Genomic DNA, 18,555 nt, shown 5'->3' with positions numbered 1-18,555 from the left:
GCGCCACACATAACCTGTGGGATCAGTGCTGTCAGGAAGCCAGGTTTTTCACCATCAGTCGCAGGCTGGAAAAATACCTCTGCGCCCCCCTTCCCAACGGCATGGCGAAGCCTAGAATAGCGGCCTTGTCTGCCCACCCCCGTTCCCATTCCTCCTTTGATCATTGCCCATGCCCGAAGCCAGTCCGTGTCTGAATTGCGGTGCCTGCTGTTCTCATTTCCGCGTGTCTTTTTTCTGGGGTGAATGCACCTCGGCCGGGGGCACGGTGCCTGACGAACTGGTCACGTCCATCAGCCCCAGCCGGGTGGCCATGCTGGGCACAGACTGCAAACCTGTTCGCTGTGTCGGTCTGGTGGGTGAAGTGGGCAGCACCGTGCAGTGCTCGATTTACGATCAGCGCTCCAGCACTTGTCGGGAGTTCGACGCCTCTTGGGCCAATGGCGAGGCGAACGTGGATTGCGATGCGGCACGGGCCGCGTTCGGGCTGCCCGCCCTGCAACCTGAATTCGAAACGCCTTTTGAGCAGATCGCCTAAGGCTTGGCAGCGACCGCAATCAAGCCATTCGAAAAATATTTGACATCATTGCGCCACCACCCCTTGCGCTCCGTGTAAGCCCTCTATACTGCCAGCATTCGCCAGCGCGCATGACGCAGGCCAAGATGACTCACAGACGGGACATGCTATGGAGTGGCTTGGTTTGCATTTCATGACCGGGCTGCCGGAAAGCGGGCAGGTCATACTCAATTGCACCCATAACCCGTTTCTGGTGTTGCTGGCCTATCTGGTCGCCTGCACGGCCGGTTTCGCCACGCTGGACATGACCGAGCGGGTGGGTCATGTGGAAAAGTCCGCCTCTCAACGACTCTGGCGCTGGGTCGGCGCCGGGTGTCTGGCGGGCGGTATCTGGTCCATGCACTTCATCAGCATGCTGGCGTTCCAGGTGCCGATCGAAATCCATTACCACCTGCCCACTACCCTGATCTCGCTGTTGTTCGCCCTGACCGCCTCGTGGCTGGCCATGTACACCCTGAGCCATCCCCAACTGAATTTCTTGCAATACCTGCGGGCCGCGGTGTGGATCGGCCTGGGCATCGCGACCATGCACTACGTGGGCATGGCCGCACTGCGATCGAATGCGCTGGTCTATTACCAACCCGCCCTGTTCGTGCTCTCCGTCGTGATCGCCATCGGTGCCAGCCTGGCTGCCCTGTTGATTTCCAGTCACTTGCGCGATGACACCGGTGCGTATCATCTACTGCTCAAATACACCGCCAGCCTGGTGCTCGGGGCCGGCATTGTCAGCATGCATTTCACCGGCATGGCATCGCTCAACCTGGTGCTGCCCGACGACAGCCTTCAACCGCTGCCCGGCGACAACAATCACCTGCAACTGGGGCTGACAGTGGCAGTGATGGCGCTGTTGATCATCGGCAGCAGCATCAGTGCCGCACTGGCGGACAAGAAGCTGCAACACAAGGAGTCCGACCTGCAGCGGGTCAACGCCCTGCTCGGTCAACTGGATCAGGCACGCATGTCGCTGCAACAGGTGGCGCATTACGACCCCTTGACCAACCTGCTCAACCGCCGGGGCTTCAACCAGCTCTTCGCCGAAAAACTCATCGAAAAAACCAACGAAGGCGGCATGCTCGCGGTGATATTCCTCGACATCGACCACTTCAAGCGGATTAACGACAGCCTTGGCCATGATGCCGGCGACGAACTGCTCAAAGTCCTCGCCAGTCATATCAAGGCCTCGGTGCGCAGCCACGAAGACGTGGTGGCGCGTTTCGGAGGCGACGAATTCTGCCTCCTCATCAACCTGTACGACCGTGAAGAAGCGCGGCATATGGCCCAGCGCATCATGCTGAAAATGAAGGACCCCATCGAGTTGTCCGGACGGCGCATGGTCATGACCACCAGCATCGGCATCAGCCTGTTTCCGGAAGACGGCAAAACCTGCGAAGAACTGCTGAAGAACGCCGACCTGGCGCTGTATCAGTCCAAGGGCAGCGGTCGTAACGGGTTGCACTTTTTCAGTTCCAACCTGAAAGCCCGCGCCACCCTGGAGTTGCAACTCGAAGAAGAACTGCGTCACGCCCTGCGCGAAGACTCCGGGTTGATGCTGTATTACCAGCCGATCTATGACCTGAGAATCGGCCGAGTCACCAAACTGGAAGCGCTGGTCCGCTGGCAACACCCGGTTCACGGACTGCTGACGCCGGACCGGTTCATCGCCATCGCCGAGGCCAACGGCCTGATCGCCGAACTGGACAATTGGGTATTGCGCAAAGCCTGCGCAGACCTGGGCGAACTGTCCCGCCACGATTGCGAAGACCTCAAGATCGCAGTGAATTGCTCGCCCCTGAACCTGGCGCGAGAAGAACTGGCCGATGAAATCGAACACGCCCTGCGCATCTACGGGGTGACGCCCCAGCGACTGGAGCTGGAGGTGACCGAGAATGCGCTGATGGGCAATATTTCCAACACCCTGGTGTTGCTGCGGCAGATTCGCGCCCTCGGTGTTTCATTGTCGATCGACGACTTCGGCACCGGCTATTCATCCCTGGCCTACCTCAGGCGCCTGCCATTAAACACGCTGAAGATCGACCGCTCGTTCATTCAGGACATTCCCAAGACGACCCAGGACATGGAAATCGTCCAGGCCATTATCGTCATGGCCCATACCCTGCATTTGCAGGTCGTCACCGAAGGTGTCGAGACCCTCGAGCAATATGACTTTCTCCAACGCCACGGCTGCGATTTCGTCCAGGGCTACCTGCTTAGCCATCCGGTGCCGCTGGCTGAGTTGCGGCCGGTACTGGCCGAAATCAACCAGCACACGCATGCCGTCAATCCGTTGAGTCTGGCTCACGGTACAACTGCACTAACGTCGAAGGATCCTTTTCCAGGAACCCCTGCCCCCCATGGAGGCGCATCAGTTGTGCGGCCAATCCGCTGATCGGCGTGGCCGAACCCTGTTCGCGGGAAAACTTCACGGCGGTATCGAGATCCTTCAGCAACGTACGTACGTGCCATTTCACGGGCTCGAAACGGCTTTCGGCCATTTGCGGCGCGAGAATCTGCAACGGTTTTGAATCGGCGAAACCACCGGCCAGCGCCTCGGCAATGAGGCTGGCATCGACCCCGGAGCGCTCGGCCAGGCTCACCACTTCAGCAATGACCAAGGCATTGCAGGCGACGATCATCTGATTGCAGGCCTTGGTCACCTGCCCCGCGCCGACCGCGCCCATGTGGGTCACGCGCTGGCCAAGGGTCAGCAACACCGGCCGCACGCGCGCCAGGTCTGCCGCCTCGCCACCAACCATGATCGCCAGGCTGCCGGCCTCGGCGCCGACCACCCCGCCGGACACTGGCGCATCGAGCCAACCCATCCCGGTTTTATTGGCCAGTGCTGTGGCCATTTCCCGCGTTGCGGTGGGCTCCAGGCTGGAAAAATCCACCAGCAACTGGCCGCTTTTCGCCCCCTCGGCAACGCCAGCCGCGCCAAACACCACCTCACGAACCACCGCGGTATCGGCCAGGCACAACATCACCACGTCGGCGTGCTGACACAGCTCGGCCGGTGTCGCCACTTGCCGCGCACCAGCCTCGACCAGCCTGCACACTTGGCCGGGTTGCGGTTCCACACCGTCAGCGGGTAACCGGCCGCCAACAGGCGTCGGCACATCGGCAAACCCATCAGGCCGATTCCGGCGAACCCCAGCGCAGGCAACGTTGCCATCATTTAGCCTCCCCTTGATTAAAGATCATCGAATATTGGCCGATTCATCATGGTTAAGGAAAGGATTCCCCCGAGTGATGTTCAGGCCAAGGCCCTGACGCTTGGGCTACATTCGCGCTAAAAAAAGACGCGAGATCCCATTCCGTGATGACTCGATGACACTTGTCGCCGAGCCGACCAGTCCAGGTATATGGCGCACAATGACTTCTAAAAACAATCCGGCCACCGCGGTATCCGACCTGACCCTGAGCCCCGCGGCGAACAGCCCCTCATCGTCGAAGCCATTGCCCCCGTCGCGTCCGCTGTCGACTCAGCAATACCTGTACTTCACCGAAACCAATACCGACCGCATCCTCGACAACCTCGACGGCCTGCGCGACTTGGTGTTCCCGCGCCCGCCCCATCTGGAAGGCGACAACGAACAGCACAACGACCAGGAATTCCCCTCGGTGTGCCTGATCGGCCTGGGCCGCTGCGGTTCGAACATCGCGCTGGACGTGGCGGAGCTGGTGTACAACGCCCGCAAGTTCTACCTCAACGAATTCAACAACGAAGACCGTCTGTCGCCGGATAAACGCTACGCCGAAAAGGGCTACAGCCCGGCGCAGTGGATTCGCAATAACCTGCGCCTGGGGCCGAACAAGGCCACCAAACCGGTATTCCTGGTGGAACCGCTGGTGATGCTCGGCGACCTGGACAAGGACATCGCCGGTCGCATCCGTTTCTCGCGCAAGGGCGAAAAAAGCGGCTTTTTGCGCGACTACAGCAAAATGAAAATCATGGACTTGTCGGAAGTCCACGCCGGTGGCGCCGGTAACGCGCCGATCCTCGGCCAGTACCTGGCCAAGATCATCCTGAACAAGGACACCCAGCGCTTCTCCAGCCCCGACTGGAAGATGATTCACTCGTACCTGATCGACAGCTGCGGGATCAAGGCCAACCAGTCGCGCCTGTACTTCTCGATCTTCAGTGCCGGCGGCGGTACCGGTTCGGGCATGGCCTCGGAATTCGGCCTGGCCCAGCAGCACTCGTACATGAACAAGACGTTCGACACCAAGCCGATGGACGAACACGACGGCAAGAGCGGCCATTCCTTCGTCTTCGAGCCGATCTTCACCAGCGGCATCTGCGTACTGCCGAACATTTCCGATCACCGCAGTGAAATGTCCGAAGCGCTGCACATCAACGCCGGTCGCCTGCTGTGCAAATACCTGTCAGAAGAGTGGGACTTCTCCTACAACTTCGCCAACGAAGACAGCAGCGAAGCCAGCGTCATGGGCCGTATCCGTCCATGGAACGCGATGATGCTGATCTCCAACGACATCATGCGTTATGCCGAAGAAAGCGATGACGGCAACATCCAGAATATCGACGTCAACGCGATGGAAAAGCACGCCAACCAGTACATCTCACAGCAGATCTTCAACATTCTGACGGCGCAGGCGGTCACCACCGACTACGACCAGAACTATTTCCGTCGCGCAGGCATCGACATCGGCGAAACCATTCGCCTGGACGCCAACGACCTGTTCATGAGCCTGGCCGGCCCGGTGGCAATTGCCTACGCCGAGTCCGTGGTGCCGGAAACCCCGCCGCCGAGCAGCGACAAATTCAAGGTGTTCGACAAAGAGCCGCAGCGCCTGAACATCGACGATCTGTTCTTCCGTTCCATCGACCTGCCGCACTTCAACAAAGTCACCCAGGCGATTGAAGGCATCAGCCTGTTGCCAATCGAGTCCAAGCGCTACCGCGCCTCGCTCGAGCAGTACAAGAATTCGGGCTATGACGCGGCCGCCTTGCACGACCTGCACTTCTTCAAGAACTGCTCGTCGGTGGTGTCGATCGTGTCCCTGCCTAAAGACTACAAACTGTCCTACATGGACCTGAACCGGTTGAAGACCCACCTCAACAGCCTGTTCCCCAACACCACGCTCAAGCGTTATGCACTGGTGATCGGCGCCTCGGCCAACCTGTCGCTGACCACCCTGATCGCCAAGAGCCCGTGCCTGTCGGACGACTTCCTGACGCTGATCGTGGCGTTCATCAAGCGTTGCTTCGCAAAAAATCCGTATCGCTTCGACGAAACACTGGATAACTCGATCCTGGACTTCATCATCCATGAAGACTTCGACGAAGACCGGATCGACGATCTGCTCAACGAATTCGAAAACCCGGCGAAGATCCTCGACACCAACTGGTACGCGATCAAACCGATGTACGAGAAGAAGTACCGCGAGCTGATCAACGACAAGGACAAGTTCGTCTCGATCAATGACATTCGTTTGTCGCGCGATTGCGTGAAGAAGGCGATCAAGTACCTGCGCGAGATCTACCGTCACCGGATTGGCAAGACCAAGGTTATTTCGCTGAATAACCATACGGGCAAGACGGCTTATTGAGGTCGAGCCTTTAACGATCGCAGCCTTGTGATGATCGTTTCCACGCTCCGCGTGGGAACGCCTCAATGGACGCTCCGCGTCCGCTTTTGGGGCGCAGAGCGTCCCGGGCTGCATTCCCACGCAGAGCGTTGGAACGATCACAACACCCAGAAACAATTGAGCAGCCCATCGGCTGCTCAATAAACTGTTCCCGTTACGTTTACGTCACCGTTATACCGGCCTTTCTGTGGCCTTTCTCCACGGCAACGTGCCATCACGCTACTCGGCTACACACTTTTACCCGACAAAACCAAGCACCAAATCAGTGCAAGCATTCAAGCCTTCGCCCTTTCCTGGATCATAATCCACGGCGAAACAACCACGGCCCACAGCTCCGGATCACGCTCGAAAAGATCCAGCGCCCGCGTTTCAGACAGCTTGGCGACCTTGTCGGCGGCCAGCCAGGCAGCGACTTTCTCGCCTTCATCGGTCGCCACCGCCTCCGCCGCAGCAATCAAATCCAGGCCTGGGTCGACCCACAATAGGGCACCCTTGGCGAAGAACGGCTCCAACTCTTTCCAGGTAATAGATGCGGTTTCACCAAGCAGCTTGGCATAGAGGGTGCTAGGTTCTTGAGTCATGGGTTCCTGTCCGCAAAAGAAATCGATGTGAATGATAACGTCGGTGTTGCGCCAGAAAAACCCGGATGCAATTGCGTTACCGATTGAAAAACCCGGGAAAGCCAGGGAATGCTGCTGCTTCAAGTATTAGCCAGCTAACATCCTGCCGCGATTCTGTCTTTTTCTTTCAACAAAGCGACACCCTCAGGTTTTGCCCCCTGGCGCCAGCTTCCCAGGCTAACAATCGGCGCTCTACACTGTACCGGTACAGTTGCCGGGGGCATTTTCCGGAGGATATCGACGATATCTGACCCGGTTCTGCTGCTACGGCGCCAGGACTATAAAAACTACAACAGTAAGAGTGGAGCACTATGACTAAGGCTACTAAGCAGATTTCAAAACTGTTTGCCGCTATGGTTCTGGCCGGGGTTGCCAGCCATTCGTTCGCCGCCGACACCATCAAGATCGGCATCGCCGGCCCTAAAACCGGCCCGGTCACTCAATACGGCGACATGCAGTTCATCGGCGCCAAGATGGCCATCGAGCAGATCAACGCGAAGGGCGGCGTCGACGGCAAGATGCTCGAAGCCAAGGAATACGACGACGCGTGCGACCCTAAACAAGCCGTGGCCGTCGCCAACAAAGTGGTCAACGATGGTGTGAAATTCGTGGTCGGCCACCTGTGCTCCAGCTCCACCCAGCCAGCTTCGGACATCTACGAAGACGAAGGCGTGATCATGATCACCCCGGCCGCCACCAACCCGGACATCACCACCCGTGGTTACAAGCTGGTGTTCCGCACCATCGGCCTGGACAGCGCCCAGGGCCCTGCCGCCGGTAACTACATTGCCGATCACGTAAAACCGAAAATCGTTGCCGTGCTGCACGACAAACAGCAATACGGTGAAGGCATCGCCACCGCCGTGAAACAGACCCTTGAGAAGAAAGGCGTCAAGGTTGCCGTGTTCGAAGGCCTCAACGCCGGTGACAAGGACTTCTCCTCGATCATCCAGAAGCTCAAGCAAGCCAACGTCGACTTCGTCTACTACGGCGGCTACCACCCGGAGCTGGGCCTGATCCTGCGCCAGTCCCAGGAAAAAGGCCTGAAAGCCAAGTTCATGGGGCCTGAAGGCGTCGGCAACGACTCCATCTCGCAAATTGCCCAGAATGCTTCCGAAGGCCTGTTGGTCACCCTGCCGAAATCCTTCGACCAGGACCCAGCCAACAAAGCCCTGGTACAAGCCTTTGCCGACAAGAAGCAGGACCCAAGCGGTCCGTTCGTGTTCCCGGCCTACTCGGCTGTCGAAGTGATTGCCGAAGGTATCAAGGCTGCCAAGAGCGAAGACACCGCCAAGGTAGCTGAAGCCATTCACAAAGGCACCTTCAAGACCCCGACCGGTGATCTGTCGTTCGACAGCAAGGGCGACCTGAAAGACTTCAAATTCGTGGTCTATGAGTGGCACTTCGGCAAACCAAAAACCGAAGTTTCCCCTCAGTAAGCTAGCTCCATGATTAATAAAGCCCACTGCGCAAGCAGTGGGCTTTGTTTTACGAGATTAATGAGTCAGAGTCCCGCGATCCGGGAGTTGGCTTACCTGAAAATCTTAAAACCGTCACCAGCGGTTCGCTGGCAAACGCTCGTGCGAAGGTGGCCACAGACCACACAGCCCGGGCCGGAACATGACTCCACCAGTGAAATGCGTATCAGGTTTTTAGGAGCGCTGTAATGCCTGAGATCTATCACTTCTTCCAACAGCTGGTTAATGGGATGACCATTGGCAGCACCTATGCCCTTATAGCCATTGGCTACACAATGGTTTACGGCATTATTGGAATGATTAACTTCGCCCATGGCGAGGTCTACATGATCGGTTCCTACGTGGCCTTCATCGTCCTTGCCGGACTGGCCATGCTGGGTATCCATTCTCTGCCGTTGTTGATGACCGCCGCTTTCCTGGCGACCATCGTAGTGACCAGTGCCTACGGCTACAGTATCGAACGGATCGCCTACCGCCCTCTGCGGGGCAGTAACCGTCTGATCCCGCTGATCTCCGCCATCGGCATGTCGATCTTCCTGCAGAACTCCGTACTGCTCTCGCAGGACTCCAAGGACAAATCGATCCCCAACCTGATTCCGGGCAGCTTCAGCTTCGGTCCAGGCGGCGCACAGGAAGTGCTGATCTCCTACATGCAGATCCTGGTGTTCGTGGTGACCCTGGTGGTGATGCTCTGTCTCACCCAGTTCATCTCGCGTTCACGTCTGGGACGCGCCTGTCGGGCCTGTGCCGAAGACATCAAGATGGCCAACCTGCTGGGCATCAACACCAACAACATCATCGCCCTGACCTTCGTCATCGGTGCCGCCCTGGCGGCCGTGGCGGCAGTACTGTTGAGCATGCAGTACGGCGTGATCAACCCAAACGCCGGATTCCTGGTAGGCCTCAAAGCCTTTACCGCGGCGGTGCTGGGTGGCATCGGCAGCATTCCGGGCGCCATGCTCGGTGGTCTGGTGCTGGGGGTAGCCGAAGCATTCGGCGCCGATATATTCGGTGACCAGTACAAGGACGTGGTGGCTTTCGGCCTTCTGGTCCTGGTGCTGTTATTCCGGCCAACCGGCCTGCTGGGTCGTCCGGAGGTTGAGAAAGTATGACTAGGAATCTTAAACAGGCGCTGTTCAGCGCCCTGCTGGTATGGGCCGTGGCCTATCCGGTACTCGGCCTGAAACTGTCCATCGCCGGGATCAACCTCGAAGTGGAAGGCGCCAGCACCTCCACGCTGATCATCATCGCCACCTGCTCGGTGTTGATGTTCCTGCGTGTGCTGTTCGACCGCGAATACTCGGCGGCCATGCGCTCCGTGCCCAAGGGCAAACTGATCCCGGCCAGCGCGAGCCACTTCCTGACCCTGCCGACCACCCAGCGCTGGATCATCATGGCGTTGATCGTCGTGGCACTGGTATGGCCGTTCTTCGGTTCACGCGGTGCGGTGGACATCGCCACGCTGATCCTGATCTACGTGCTGCTCGGCCTGGGCCTGAACATCGTGGTCGGTCTGGCCGGCCTGCTCGACCTCGGTTACGTCGGCTTCTACGCCGTGGGCGCCTACAGCTATGCGCTGCTGTCGCACTACTACGGGCTGAGCTTCTGGATCTGCCTGCCGATCGCCGGCCTGATGGCGGCCACATTCGGCTTCCTGCTCGGTTTCCCGGTGCTGCGCCTGCGCGGTGACTATCTGGCGATCGTGACCCTGGGCTTCGGTGAGATCATCCGTCTGTTCCTGCGTAACCTGACGGGCCTCACCGGCGGACCGAACGGCATCAGCAACATTCCCAAACCGTCGCTGTTCGGCCTGACCTTCGAAAGAACGGCCACCGAAGGCATGCAGACCTTCCACGAGTTCTTCGGCCTGACGTACAACCCGGTCAGCAAGGTGGTTTTCCTCTACCTGGTGGCGCTGTTGCTGGCACTGTTCGCGCTGTTCGTGATCAACCGCCTGCTGCGCATGCCGATCGGCCGTGCCTGGGAAGCCTTGCGCGAAGACGAAATCGCCTGCCGTGCCCTGGGCCTGAACCCGACCGTGATCAAGCTGTCGGCCTTCACTCTGGGTGCCTGCTTCGCTGGTTTCGCCGGTAGCTTCTTCGCCGCGCGCCAAGGGCTGGTCACGCCGGAGTCGTTCACCTTCATCGAGTCGGCCACCATCCTCGCCATCGTGGTGTTGGGCGGCATGGGCTCGCAGTTGGGCGTGGTTCTCGCGGCTGTCGTGATGATCCTGTTGCCCGAACTGATGCGTGACTTCAGCGAATACCGCATGTTGATGTTCGGCGCCTTGATGGTGCTGATGATGATCTGGCGTCCTCAAGGTCTGCTGCCCATGCAACGTCCTCACATGGAGCTGCGTAAATGAGCAGAGAGATCCTGAAAGTAGATGGCCTGAGCATGCGCTTCGGCGGCCTGTTGGCGGTCAATGGCGTAGCCTTGAGCGTCAAAGAGAAACAAGTGGTCTCGATGATCGGCCCCAACGGCGCCGGCAAGACCACTGTATTCAACTGCCTGACCGGGTTCTACAAACCCACCGCCGGCACTATCCAGCTCAACGGTGAAGCGATCGAAGGCCTGCCCGGCCACAAGATCGCCGGCAAAGGCGTGGTGCGGACTTTCCAGAACGTGCGGCTGTTCAAGGACATGACCGCCGTGGAAAACCTGCTGATTGCTCAGCACCGGCACCTGAACACCAACTTCCTGGCAGGCCTGTTCAAGACCCCGGCGTTTCGCCGCAGCGAACGCGAGGCGATGGAATACGCCGAGTTCTGGCTGGAAAAGGTCAACCTCAAGGAGTTCGCCAACCGCCCGGCCGGCACCCTGGCTTATGGTCAGCAGCGCCGCCTGGAAATTGCCCGCTGCATGATGACCCGTCCAAGCATCCTCATGCTCGACGAACCGGCCGCCGGCCTCAACCCGCGGGAAACCGACGACCTCAAGGCGCTGATCGGCACCCTGCGTGAAGAGCATAATGTGACGGTGCTGTTGATCGAACACGACATGAAACTGGTCATGAGCATTTCCGACCATATCTTCGTGATCAACCAGGGCACACCGTTGGCCAACGGCACGCCGGAGCAGATCCGCGACAATCCTGAAGTGATCAAAGCCTACCTGGGGGAAGCGTAAATGCTGCAGTTCGAAAACGTTTCCACCTTCTACGGCAAGATCCAGGCGCTGCACAGCGTCAACGTCGAAGTCCGCCAGGGCGAGATCGTGACCCTGATCGGCGCCAACGGTGCCGGCAAGTCGACCCTGCTGATGACCCTCTGCGGTTCGCCGCAAGCCCACAGCGGCAGCATCCGCTACATGGGCGAAGAGCTCGTCGGCCAGGACTCGTCGCAGATCATGCGTAAAAGCATCGCCGTGGTTCCGGAAGGCCGTCGGGTGTTTGCCCGCCTGACCGTGGAAGAAAACCTCGCCATGGGCGGGTTCTTCACCGACAAGGGCGATTATCAGGAACAGATGGACAAGGTTCTGGGACTTTTCCCACGCCTGAAAGAACGCTTTGCCCAACGCGGCGGCACCATGTCCGGCGGCGAACAGCAAATGCTCGCCATCGGCCGCGCGCTGATGAGCAAGCCCAAGCTGCTGCTGCTCGACGAGCCATCGCTGGGCCTGGCACCGATCATCATCCAGCAGATCTTCGACATCATCGAACAACTGCGCAAGGACGGTGTGACGGTGTTCCTGGTGGAGCAGAACGCCAACCAGGCCCTGAAAATCGCCGACCGTGCCTACGTGCTGGAAAACGGCCGGGTGGTGATGAGCGGGACCGGTGAAGCGCTGTTGACCGACCCGAAAGTGCGCGAAGCGTACCTCGGCGGTTAAGCCTTTGCGGTAAACAAAAAACGGCCTTCGGGCCGTTTTTTTGTGCCTGGCACAAACCTCACCGAAGGCCGCTCCTACGGGGCTGTGTATCTTTAGCACAACCTGAATGATAAAGAAGAAGCCCTGTCGGAGGAGCCCCGCCTCATAAACGTCATTGATCTATAGAGTCATCTTGCATATATTTGTATCTACAGACAAACAAGAAGTGATCAACATGACAGCAACCTCCCAGGCACAAGGATTCACCAAAGACCAGTGCGTGACTGGTTTGCGAGCAGCTGTAGGCATACTCGAAAAGTGGCAGGCATCGGGCGATCAGGCCTGTCGTATCCTGCGCATTTCCCGCAGTACGTACTCACGGGCAAAGCAGCGCGATCCCGATTGGTCCGTAAACCTGGATTCAGACCAGATGCAGCGCATCAGTTTTATTCTCAACATCCATGCCGTTCTGCGTCTTGTCTTTGATAACCCTGAGAACGTCTATGGTTTTCCGACGATGGCGAACGAAAACGAGTTCTTCAACGGGCGTACCCCGCTCGAAATCATGTCCCAGGGGGATATGATTTCCTTGTACGAGACGTTTCGGCGGATCGACGTGCTGCGAGGCGCACAATGGTAATGGTGAGCCAGTTGCCAGTATTGGCCGGTGAGCAGTTGCAGGCCTACCGATTGATCAATTCAAAGTTTCCGCCCATTGCGTTGTTTGACGACGTGGCGGACGCGAACGAATTTGATGTTCTGTATCAGATACAGGCCCTCACAAATCCGAGGCTGCAAAATGAGGTAGGTCGGCTTGAGCTGATACCGCGTGCGGAAATTCCCTTTGGCATCCCTGGATGCTCTTATGCGACAGCCCCTTTCACCCACGTCAACCCAACTGGCTCGCGTTTCAGCGATGGCAGTTTCGGCGTGTTGTACTTGGCTGCCTCGATGGAAACTGCTCTGGCTGAGGTACAGCATCACCAAAATCAGTATTGGTCGAATGTCCAGAATCTCAATTACGAGAGGTTTGTTTTCCGGGGGTTATCCTGCACTTTCGTTGACGAAGCAATGAGGGATGCCGTATCCATTCCGATGCACGATCCTATCTACGATCCCGTCGACTACACGCACTCACATCGCTTGGGTAAGGTAGTCAAGGATGCAGGGGGCCTTGGCCTGCGATACAACTCCGTGCGTATGCATGGCAACTACTGCTGGGCGCTGATGACTCCCAGACCAGTCTCATCAGTCATTCAAACAGCCCACTACGAGATGATCTGGAACGGTCAGATCACTAGCGTTAATAAAATCAGCATTGCATGACTGTCTTATCGGCGCGATAGCACGAATCCGTTGTCAGTCAGCATCAATGCTAAATGTCATGACGCTATCGCGCGCCCTCCCACAGGGGATTGATGGTGTTTTGAGGATTTTTGAAAAAAATCTGCAGTCAGCTGTAACACCCCGCCCTGTCGTTTCTCTAGAGCGGTAAGCAAGCACAAACGCTTGCCATACCAAGCTCAATTTCGGAGAAACATCATGACTGCTACCACCCGCACCCTGTCCGCCACCGCCCTGGTTCTGGCACTTGGTTCTGCCCTGAGCATCGCCGCTGTCTCCACGGCCCATGCCGCTGACGCCAACATGGAAAAATGCTTCGGCGTGGCCATGAAAGGTCATAACGATTGCGCCGCTGGTGCTGGTACCACTTGCGCTGGCACCGCCAAAACCGACTACCAGGCCAACGCCTGGAAGCTTGTCCCCAAGGGCACCTGCGCCACCACAATGAGCAAGACCTCGCCAACCGGCTTCGGCCAGATGGAAGCCTACAAAGCCAAGTCGTAATCAGCCCCCCAGCCAGAGTGTCGACCATGAACCATTCATTCTCCGGGCTCCCGCCCCGCTCCGGGCTGGGGCTCAAGACCGAGCACTTTCGTGAAGTGCTCGGTGCACAACCGGACATCGGTTTCTTCGAAGTCCACGCCGAAAACTACATGGTGGCCGGCGGCCCGTTTCATCATTTTCTGGGATTGATCCGCGAGCAGTATCCGCTGTCGCTGCACGGTGTTGGCCTGTCCATCGGTGCCGAAGGTCCGCTGGATGGTCAGCACCTGCAAAGGCTGGCCGCGCTGATCGAGCGCTATCAACCCCACTCCTTTTCCGAACACCTGGCCTGGTCCAGCCATGGCCCGGTGTTTCTCAATGACCTGCTGCCCCTGGCCTACGACGCGCCGACGCTGAACCGTGTCTGCGAGCACATCGATCAGGTACAGAACACCCTCAAACGCCCGATGCTGCTGGAAAACCCGGCGACATACCTGGCGTTCCAGAACTCGACAATCGATGAAGCCGACTTCATCAGTGAAGTCATTCGCCGCACCGGCTGCGGCCTGCTGCTGGACGTCAACAACGTTTACGTCTCCTGCATCAATCACCAAAGAGATCCGCGGGCCTACATCGACGCCCTGCCACTGCACGCTGTGGGAGAGATTCATCTGGCGGGGTTTGCCGAAGACACCGACAGCCTTGGTGACCGACTACTGATCGACGATCACGGTGCGCCCGTCGATAACGCGGTGTGGGCGCTGTACTCGCAGGTGCTGGAGCGGGTCGGCCCGATCGCCACGTTGATCGAACGCGACAACCGGTTACCGGCCTTCAGTGTGTTGCACGCCGAAGCCCGTCATGCCGATGAGTTGCTGCACCGCGCAGGGAGCCGGCCATGAGCACTCAAGCCGCTTTTTCCGCCGCCCTGCTCGATCCGCAACGGCCCTGCCCCGAGGGCGTGTTCAGTGCCAACGGTGCCGATCCGGCCAGCCGTTTCGCGGTGTATCGCAACAATGTGCAGAGCTCGCTGATCAACGCCTTGGCCGACAGCTATCCGGTGGTTATGCAGTTGGTCGGTGATGAATTTTTCCGGGCGATAGCAGGGTTGTATGTGCAAAGTTGCCCACCGCAAAGCCCGCTCATCAACGACTACGGCAAGGACTTCGCCGAGTTCATCGACAATTTTGAACCGGCAGCCAGCGTGCCTTATCTGGCCGATGTGGCGCGGCTGGAGCGCTTGCGCGTTCAGGCCTATCACGCCGCTGATGCGCAGCCTTTGGGCCATGAGCAAATCGCCGCCGTGCTGTCGGACCCACAGGCATTGAGCGAGCTGACGCTTGGGCTTCATCCCTCCCTCAATCTGCTGACTTCAGCCTTCGCCGTGGTCGCAATCTGGGCGGCGCATCAACAGGACGCGACGCTGGCCGGGATCGACCTCGGCCACGGGCAAAACGCGCTGGTGCTGCGTAACGAACTGGAGGTTGAGGTCTTCGCCATCGACCACGGCGCCAGAATCTTCATTCAGAGCCTGCGACTCGGCCAGCCCCTGAGCCAAGCGCTGGAAAACGCGCCGGCCTTCGATCTCAGCCAAACCCTGGCGCTGCTGATCAGCCACAACGCCATCACTCATTTACACCACAACCAGGTATCGCCATGAACACAAACCCCATTACCCGCGCCATCACGCTGCTGGAAAAAATCCCCCACAGCCTGATCGCCTTTATCGCGCGTTTTTCCATTGCCGCGGTGTTCTGGAAGTCCGGGCAAACCAAGGTGGAAGGCTTGGCCATCGACTTGATCGACGGCACCTTTGAACTCGGTGTGCCAAGGCTGGCGGACTCGACCATTCCGTTATTCCAGAGCGAATATCACCTGCCGTTGCTCTCCCCGGAACTGGCGGCGCACCTGGCGGCCTTCGCCGAGCATTTCTTTCCGATTCTGATCCTGATCGGCTTCGCCACACGCTTTTCGGCCCTGGCGCTGCTGGGTATGACCCTGACCATTCAACTGTTCGTGTACCCCGATGCGTATCCGACCCACGGCACCTGGGCGGCGGTGTTGCTGTACTTGATGGCGACTGGACCTGGCAAGTTGTCGATCGATCACCTGATTGCCCGGCGTTACGCCCGCTGATACCAACCTCAGAACTCCCATAAAGGTTGTGTGGTGAGACGTTATCGTTGAAGCCGATCCAACGCCTCACCACTGCGCTTGAACCAACCGATCAAATAGTCCGCCAGCACTTGGGTACGCTTAGGCAACCCGCCCTGATACGGATGCACCAGATACATCGGCATGCTGCGGGTTTGATAATCACGCAGGAGCCAGCGTAAACGTCCATCAGCCAATTCCTCTTGCAACAGATACGACGGCAAACGCGCAATGCCCGCACCGGTCAGTGCAGCTTTCTTCAAGAGGTTGTAATGGTTGCTGGCGAACGGACCCGACACTCGCACCCGCGTTAATTCGTGCTGTTGGTGATAGAGCCATTCTTCGCGACCGCTGTAATGGCTGTTGAGCAGGCAGCGGTGTTCGGCCAGTGCCTGAGGCGTCAGCGGCTCACCGAATCGCTCAAGATACGCGGGGCTGGCACAGGTCATTTCGTGCCAGGCCAGCAGCGGTCGGGCGACCAGGCGTTCGTCGTTGGCCACTTCCGAGCGGATCGCCAAGTCAAACCCGTCCCGGGACAAGTCGCGGTAGTTATTGTTGAGCTCCAGCTCGATCTGCACCTCGGGGTACTGCCGGGAAAATTCCAGCAGTGCGCCGTCAAAGAACGTTTCCCCCAGTGAAACCGGCACCGTCATCCGCACAGGGCCGGCCATGTCGTCTTTCAGCCGCGCCAACGCCTGACGCGCACGCTCCACTTGCACCACCAGCGCCTGGGCTTGCGGCAACAACGCCGCACCCGCCGCCGTCAGGCTCAAGCGACGTGTGGTGCGTTGCAGCAACACCACGCCAAAGCGCGTTTCCAGCAGGCTGATGCGCTTGGAGAGTTGCCCCTTGCTGCACCCCAGTTGCTGGGCGGCCAGGGTGAAACTGCCCGCCTCGATCAATACCGCGAACGCCGCCAGATCGTCCATTTCACTCATGGATTGTTTCCATTTGAAAACCAAAGGTTGCCCATTAGCACGCTTATTTATAAAAAAAACCACACTAGACTTAACTTTAAATCCAACCCACTTGAGGAACTGCACGATGAAAATTCTGTTGATTGGCGCCTCCGGCACCGTCGGTTCGGCCATTGACCATGAACTGTCCCAGCGCCACAAAATCGTCCGTATCGGCCGTAAAAGCGGTGATTTCCAGGTCGACATCAGTGACAGCGCCTCGATCCGCAAACTGTTCGAACAGACCGGCAACTTCGATGCACTGATCTGCGCCGCCGGCAGTGTCAACTTCGTGCCGCTGGCCACCATGACCGCACAAGACTTCGAACTCGGCTTGCGGGACAAGCTGATGGGCCAGGTCAACCTGCTGCTGATCGGCCGGGAATTCGCCAATGACGGTGCGTCTTTCACCTTCACCACCGGCATCCTCAGCCACGATCCGATTCGTACCGGCAGCTCCGCGTCCCTGGTCAACGGCGCCCTTGACGCCTTCGTCCGAGCGGCAGCGATCGAACTGCCACGCGGTCTGCGCATCAACTCGGTCAGCCCGAACGTGCTGGTCGAAGCCATGGGGAGCTATGCGCCGTACTTCCGTGGTTTCAAACCGGTTCCCGCCGCCGAGGTGGCGCTGGCCTACGCCAAAAGCGTGGAAGGCCTGCAGACCGGCCAGACCTATCGCGTCGGCTAAACCAGACTCGCACACAGGAAAGCGAGAACATCGCAGGGTTGTGATGAACGGTCAGGCTGAGTAACGTGGCGACACTTGTCTGGAGACTCAAAGATGCGTGTTGCCCGTTCCCTGGTACTTGTTGCCCTGCTTCCGTTGTTCGCCGCTTGCCAACTGCTCGATGGCCCACGGCAAAGTGCTTCCCACGTGGGCCAGACCCGCATGCAGGGCCAATTGACGGCGGCCGACGGCAAGCTGCTGTTCCAGCCATGTAATGAGCAACGCAGTTTCGTAGTCAATGACATCGGTGGCACCAGCATCCTGCAAGAGGCCGCGACCCTGGCCGATGATCAGGGCAAGCTGTTCGCCGATGTGCGCGGCCGGATCGTTGCCAGTGGTGCTGACAGCCAACTCGACCTTACGCAGCTGTACCGCGTCGAGCGCTCGGGCACGGCGTGCGACGATCCCAATTTCAAGCAGCTGATCCTGCGCGCCGCCGGCCATGGCCCGGAGTGGAACGTCAAGGTCAGCGGCAAGGGCATGATCATCGACCGCGCTGGTCAGCCGCCCCTGGCCCTGCCGTACGTTGAAGAACAACTGGGCGATGGCCGCTTCAACCTCAGCACCGAAGCCAATAATCAGCGCATCGAGCTCTGGGTCGCGCCGCAACGTTGCGTCGACAGCAGCACCGGCAGCGTGCAGCACATGAGCGCCGAGTTGCGTATCGACGGCCAGGTGCAACGCGGCTGCGGGTATTTTGGCGGATCGCGTAACGACTGATCGTTTTAGCCTCACGGGAATCATCCTTTGAGGCTTATAATCGCGGGCTTCAAACGCCTTGGCGCAGTTGTGCGCCCCGCGA

19 protein-coding genes and 1 pseudogene are annotated in these 18,555 nt (G+C 58.7%); 16 read left to right on the top strand and 4 right to left on the bottom strand.

The features are described 5' to 3' along the window. Nucleotides 1–169: 169 nt before the first annotated feature. A complete protein-coding gene (locus F475_RS25920; protein ID WP_111455062.1) occupies nucleotides 170–535 on the top strand; it encodes a YkgJ family cysteine cluster protein in 366 nt (121 codons plus the stop codon). A gap of 148 nt (nucleotides 536–683) precedes the next feature. After that, nucleotides 684–2,960 (top strand): bifunctional diguanylate cyclase/phosphodiesterase, encoded by a 2,277-nt coding sequence (locus tag F475_RS25915; protein ID WP_111455061.1) that lies wholly within the window; start codon nucleotides 684–686, stop codon nucleotides 2,958–2,960. Here F475_RS25915 and F475_RS30875 read toward each other — a convergent pair. Then, nucleotides 2,851–3,207, bottom strand: coding sequence for an NAD-binding protein (locus F475_RS30875; RefSeq protein ID WP_256597246.1), 357 nt, complete (start codon nucleotides 3,205–3,207; stop codon nucleotides 2,851–2,853). The two genes, F475_RS25915 and F475_RS30875, sit on opposite strands and share 110 nt — an antisense overlap. A 99-nt stretch (nucleotides 3,208–3,306) precedes the next feature. Further along, nucleotides 3,307–3,689 (bottom strand): annotated as a pseudogene (locus tag F475_RS30870) (NAD(P)-dependent oxidoreductase); the annotation flags it as partial. A 254-nt stretch (nucleotides 3,690–3,943) separates the two neighbouring features. On the opposite strand from F475_RS30870, the gene F475_RS25905 reads away from it, so the two are divergent. Beyond that, nucleotides 3,944–6,142, top strand: a complete 2,199-nt coding sequence (locus F475_RS25905; protein WP_019647896.1) for a hypothetical protein — start codon at nucleotides 3,944–3,946, stop codon at nucleotides 6,140–6,142. Nucleotides 6,143–6,456: 314 nt separating this feature from the next. Here F475_RS25905 and F475_RS25900 read toward each other — a convergent pair whose 3' ends face one another. Continuing rightward, nucleotides 6,457–6,762 carry a DUF2288 domain-containing protein gene (locus F475_RS25900; protein WP_026286481.1) on the bottom strand — a complete coding sequence of 102 codons (306 nt, stop codon included), beginning with the start codon at nucleotides 6,760–6,762 and terminating at the stop codon, nucleotides 6,457–6,459. 350 nt (nucleotides 6,763–7,112) lie between these two features. Between F475_RS25900 and F475_RS25895 the strand changes: the two genes are divergently transcribed. The 11 genes from F475_RS25895 to F475_RS25845 all read left to right on the top strand — a co-directional run bounded on the left by F475_RS25895 (nucleotide 7,113) and on the right by F475_RS25845 (nucleotide 16,052). Further along, the gene (locus F475_RS25895) at nucleotides 7,113–8,240 is read left to right on the top strand and encodes a branched-chain amino acid ABC transporter substrate-binding protein (RefSeq protein ID WP_019580926.1); all 1,128 of its coding nucleotides are present in this window, start codon (nucleotides 7,113–7,115) and stop codon (nucleotides 8,238–8,240) included. A 227-nt stretch (nucleotides 8,241–8,467) separates the two neighbouring features. Continuing rightward, nucleotides 8,468–9,391, top strand: a complete 924-nt coding sequence (gene livH / locus F475_RS25890; RefSeq protein WP_018926893.1) for a high-affinity branched-chain amino acid ABC transporter permease LivH — start codon at nucleotides 8,468–8,470, stop codon at nucleotides 9,389–9,391. Continuing rightward, the gene (locus tag F475_RS25885; protein ID WP_111455060.1) at nucleotides 9,388–10,644 is read left to right on the top strand and encodes a high-affinity branched-chain amino acid ABC transporter permease LivM; all 1,257 of its coding nucleotides are present in this window, start codon (nucleotides 9,388–9,390) and stop codon (nucleotides 10,642–10,644) included. The genes livH and F475_RS25885 overlap by 4 nt, the downstream gene beginning before the upstream one ends. Further along, nucleotides 10,641–11,408 (top strand): high-affinity branched-chain amino acid ABC transporter ATP-binding protein LivG, encoded by a 768-nt coding sequence (gene livG, locus F475_RS25880; RefSeq protein WP_018926895.1) that lies wholly within the window; start codon nucleotides 10,641–10,643, stop codon nucleotides 11,406–11,408. Before F475_RS25885 ends, livG begins: the two co-directional genes overlap by 4 nt. Further along, on the top strand, nucleotides 11,409–12,110 hold the full coding sequence (locus F475_RS25875; RefSeq protein ID WP_018926896.1) for an ABC transporter ATP-binding protein: 702 nt from the start codon (nucleotides 11,409–11,411) through the stop codon (nucleotides 12,108–12,110). Nucleotides 12,111–12,324: 214 nt separating this feature from the next. Then, a complete protein-coding gene (locus tag F475_RS25870; protein WP_018926897.1) occupies nucleotides 12,325–12,729 on the top strand; it encodes an antitoxin Xre-like helix-turn-helix domain-containing protein in 405 nt (134 codons plus the stop codon). Further along, complete coding sequence (locus F475_RS25865; RefSeq protein ID WP_064619904.1) at nucleotides 12,723–13,415, top strand: RES family NAD+ phosphorylase; 693 nt, start codon at nucleotides 12,723–12,725, stop codon at nucleotides 13,413–13,415. Before F475_RS25870 ends, F475_RS25865 begins: the two co-directional genes overlap by 7 nt. 216 nt (nucleotides 13,416–13,631) lie before the next feature. After that, a complete protein-coding gene (locus F475_RS25860) occupies nucleotides 13,632–13,937 on the top strand; it encodes a DUF2282 domain-containing protein (protein ID WP_018926899.1) in 306 nt (101 codons plus the stop codon). A gap of 26 nt (nucleotides 13,938–13,963) precedes the next feature. Continuing rightward, a complete protein-coding gene (locus F475_RS25855) occupies nucleotides 13,964–14,818 on the top strand; it encodes a DUF692 domain-containing protein (RefSeq protein WP_064619907.1) in 855 nt (284 codons plus the stop codon). After that, on the top strand, nucleotides 14,815–15,576 hold the full coding sequence (locus F475_RS25850; RefSeq protein WP_111455059.1) for a DUF2063 domain-containing protein: 762 nt from the start codon (nucleotides 14,815–14,817) through the stop codon (nucleotides 15,574–15,576). Before F475_RS25855 ends, F475_RS25850 begins: the two co-directional genes overlap by 4 nt. Then, complete coding sequence (locus F475_RS25845) at nucleotides 15,573–16,052, top strand: DoxX family protein (RefSeq protein WP_111455058.1); 480 nt, start codon at nucleotides 15,573–15,575, stop codon at nucleotides 16,050–16,052. Before F475_RS25850 ends, F475_RS25845 begins: the two co-directional genes overlap by 4 nt. A gap of 41 nt (nucleotides 16,053–16,093) precedes the next feature. On the opposite strand, the gene F475_RS25840 is transcribed toward F475_RS25845, so the two are convergent. Further along, nucleotides 16,094–17,008 carry a LysR family transcriptional regulator gene (locus tag F475_RS25840; protein ID WP_064619915.1) on the bottom strand — a complete coding sequence of 305 codons (915 nt, stop codon included), beginning with the start codon at nucleotides 17,006–17,008 and terminating at the stop codon, nucleotides 16,094–16,096. A gap of 106 nt (nucleotides 17,009–17,114) precedes the next feature. Between F475_RS25840 and F475_RS25835 the strand changes: the two genes are divergently transcribed. Together F475_RS25835 and F475_RS25830 are read left to right on the top strand one after the other, a co-directional pair. After that, entirely contained in the window at nucleotides 17,115–17,714 is a 600-nt protein-coding gene (locus tag F475_RS25835) for a short chain dehydrogenase (RefSeq protein ID WP_018926904.1), read from the top strand. A gap of 93 nt (nucleotides 17,715–17,807) precedes the next feature. Then, nucleotides 17,808–18,473 carry a COG3650 family protein gene (locus F475_RS25830; RefSeq protein WP_096479626.1) on the top strand — a complete coding sequence of 222 codons (666 nt, stop codon included), beginning with the start codon at nucleotides 17,808–17,810 and terminating at the stop codon, nucleotides 18,471–18,473. Nucleotides 18,474–18,555 lie beyond the last annotated feature (82 nt).

Origin of the sequence: Pseudomonas sp. URMO17WK12:I6, from assembly GCF_003253625.1 — a bacterium.
Lineage (GTDB): Bacteria > Pseudomonadota > Gammaproteobacteria > Pseudomonadales > Pseudomonadaceae > Aquipseudomonas.
The sequence above is the reverse complement of the archived record's forward strand: the minus strand, read 5'-3'. Positions and strand labels throughout refer to the sequence as shown.

Coding starts and splice junctions, on each gene's coding strand:
- F475_RS25920 (WP_111455062.1), top strand. CDS start 170: ATGCCCGAAGCCAGTCCGTGTCTGAATTGCGGTGCCTGCTGTTCTCAT.
- F475_RS25915 (WP_111455061.1), top strand. CDS start 684: ATGGAGTGGCTTGGTTTGCATTTCATGACCGGGCTGCCGGAAAGCGGG.
- F475_RS30875 (WP_256597246.1), bottom strand. CDS start 3,207: ATGATCGTCGCCTGCAATGCCTTGGTCATTGCTGAAGTGGTGAGCCTG.
- F475_RS25905 (WP_019647896.1), top strand. CDS start 3,944: ATGACTTCTAAAAACAATCCGGCCACCGCGGTATCCGACCTGACCCTG.
- F475_RS25900 (WP_026286481.1), bottom strand. CDS start 6,762: ATGACTCAAGAACCTAGCACCCTCTATGCCAAGCTGCTTGGTGAAACC.
- F475_RS25895 (WP_019580926.1), top strand. CDS start 7,113: ATGACTAAGGCTACTAAGCAGATTTCAAAACTGTTTGCCGCTATGGTT.
- livH (WP_018926893.1), top strand. CDS start 8,468: ATGCCTGAGATCTATCACTTCTTCCAACAGCTGGTTAATGGGATGACC.
- F475_RS25885 (WP_111455060.1), top strand. CDS start 9,388: ATGACTAGGAATCTTAAACAGGCGCTGTTCAGCGCCCTGCTGGTATGG.
- livG (WP_018926895.1), top strand. CDS start 10,641: ATGAGCAGAGAGATCCTGAAAGTAGATGGCCTGAGCATGCGCTTCGGC.
- F475_RS25875 (WP_018926896.1), top strand. CDS start 11,409: ATGCTGCAGTTCGAAAACGTTTCCACCTTCTACGGCAAGATCCAGGCG.
- F475_RS25870 (WP_018926897.1), top strand. CDS start 12,325: ATGACAGCAACCTCCCAGGCACAAGGATTCACCAAAGACCAGTGCGTG.
- F475_RS25865 (WP_064619904.1), top strand. CDS start 12,723: ATGGTAATGGTGAGCCAGTTGCCAGTATTGGCCGGTGAGCAGTTGCAG.
- F475_RS25860 (WP_018926899.1), top strand. CDS start 13,632: ATGACTGCTACCACCCGCACCCTGTCCGCCACCGCCCTGGTTCTGGCA.
- F475_RS25855 (WP_064619907.1), top strand. CDS start 13,964: ATGAACCATTCATTCTCCGGGCTCCCGCCCCGCTCCGGGCTGGGGCTC.
- F475_RS25850 (WP_111455059.1), top strand. CDS start 14,815: ATGAGCACTCAAGCCGCTTTTTCCGCCGCCCTGCTCGATCCGCAACGG.
- F475_RS25845 (WP_111455058.1), top strand. CDS start 15,573: ATGAACACAAACCCCATTACCCGCGCCATCACGCTGCTGGAAAAAATC.
- F475_RS25840 (WP_064619915.1), bottom strand. CDS start 17,008: ATGAGTGAAATGGACGATCTGGCGGCGTTCGCGGTATTGATCGAGGCG.
- F475_RS25835 (WP_018926904.1), top strand. CDS start 17,115: ATGAAAATTCTGTTGATTGGCGCCTCCGGCACCGTCGGTTCGGCCATT.
- F475_RS25830 (WP_096479626.1), top strand. CDS start 17,808: ATGCGTGTTGCCCGTTCCCTGGTACTTGTTGCCCTGCTTCCGTTGTTC.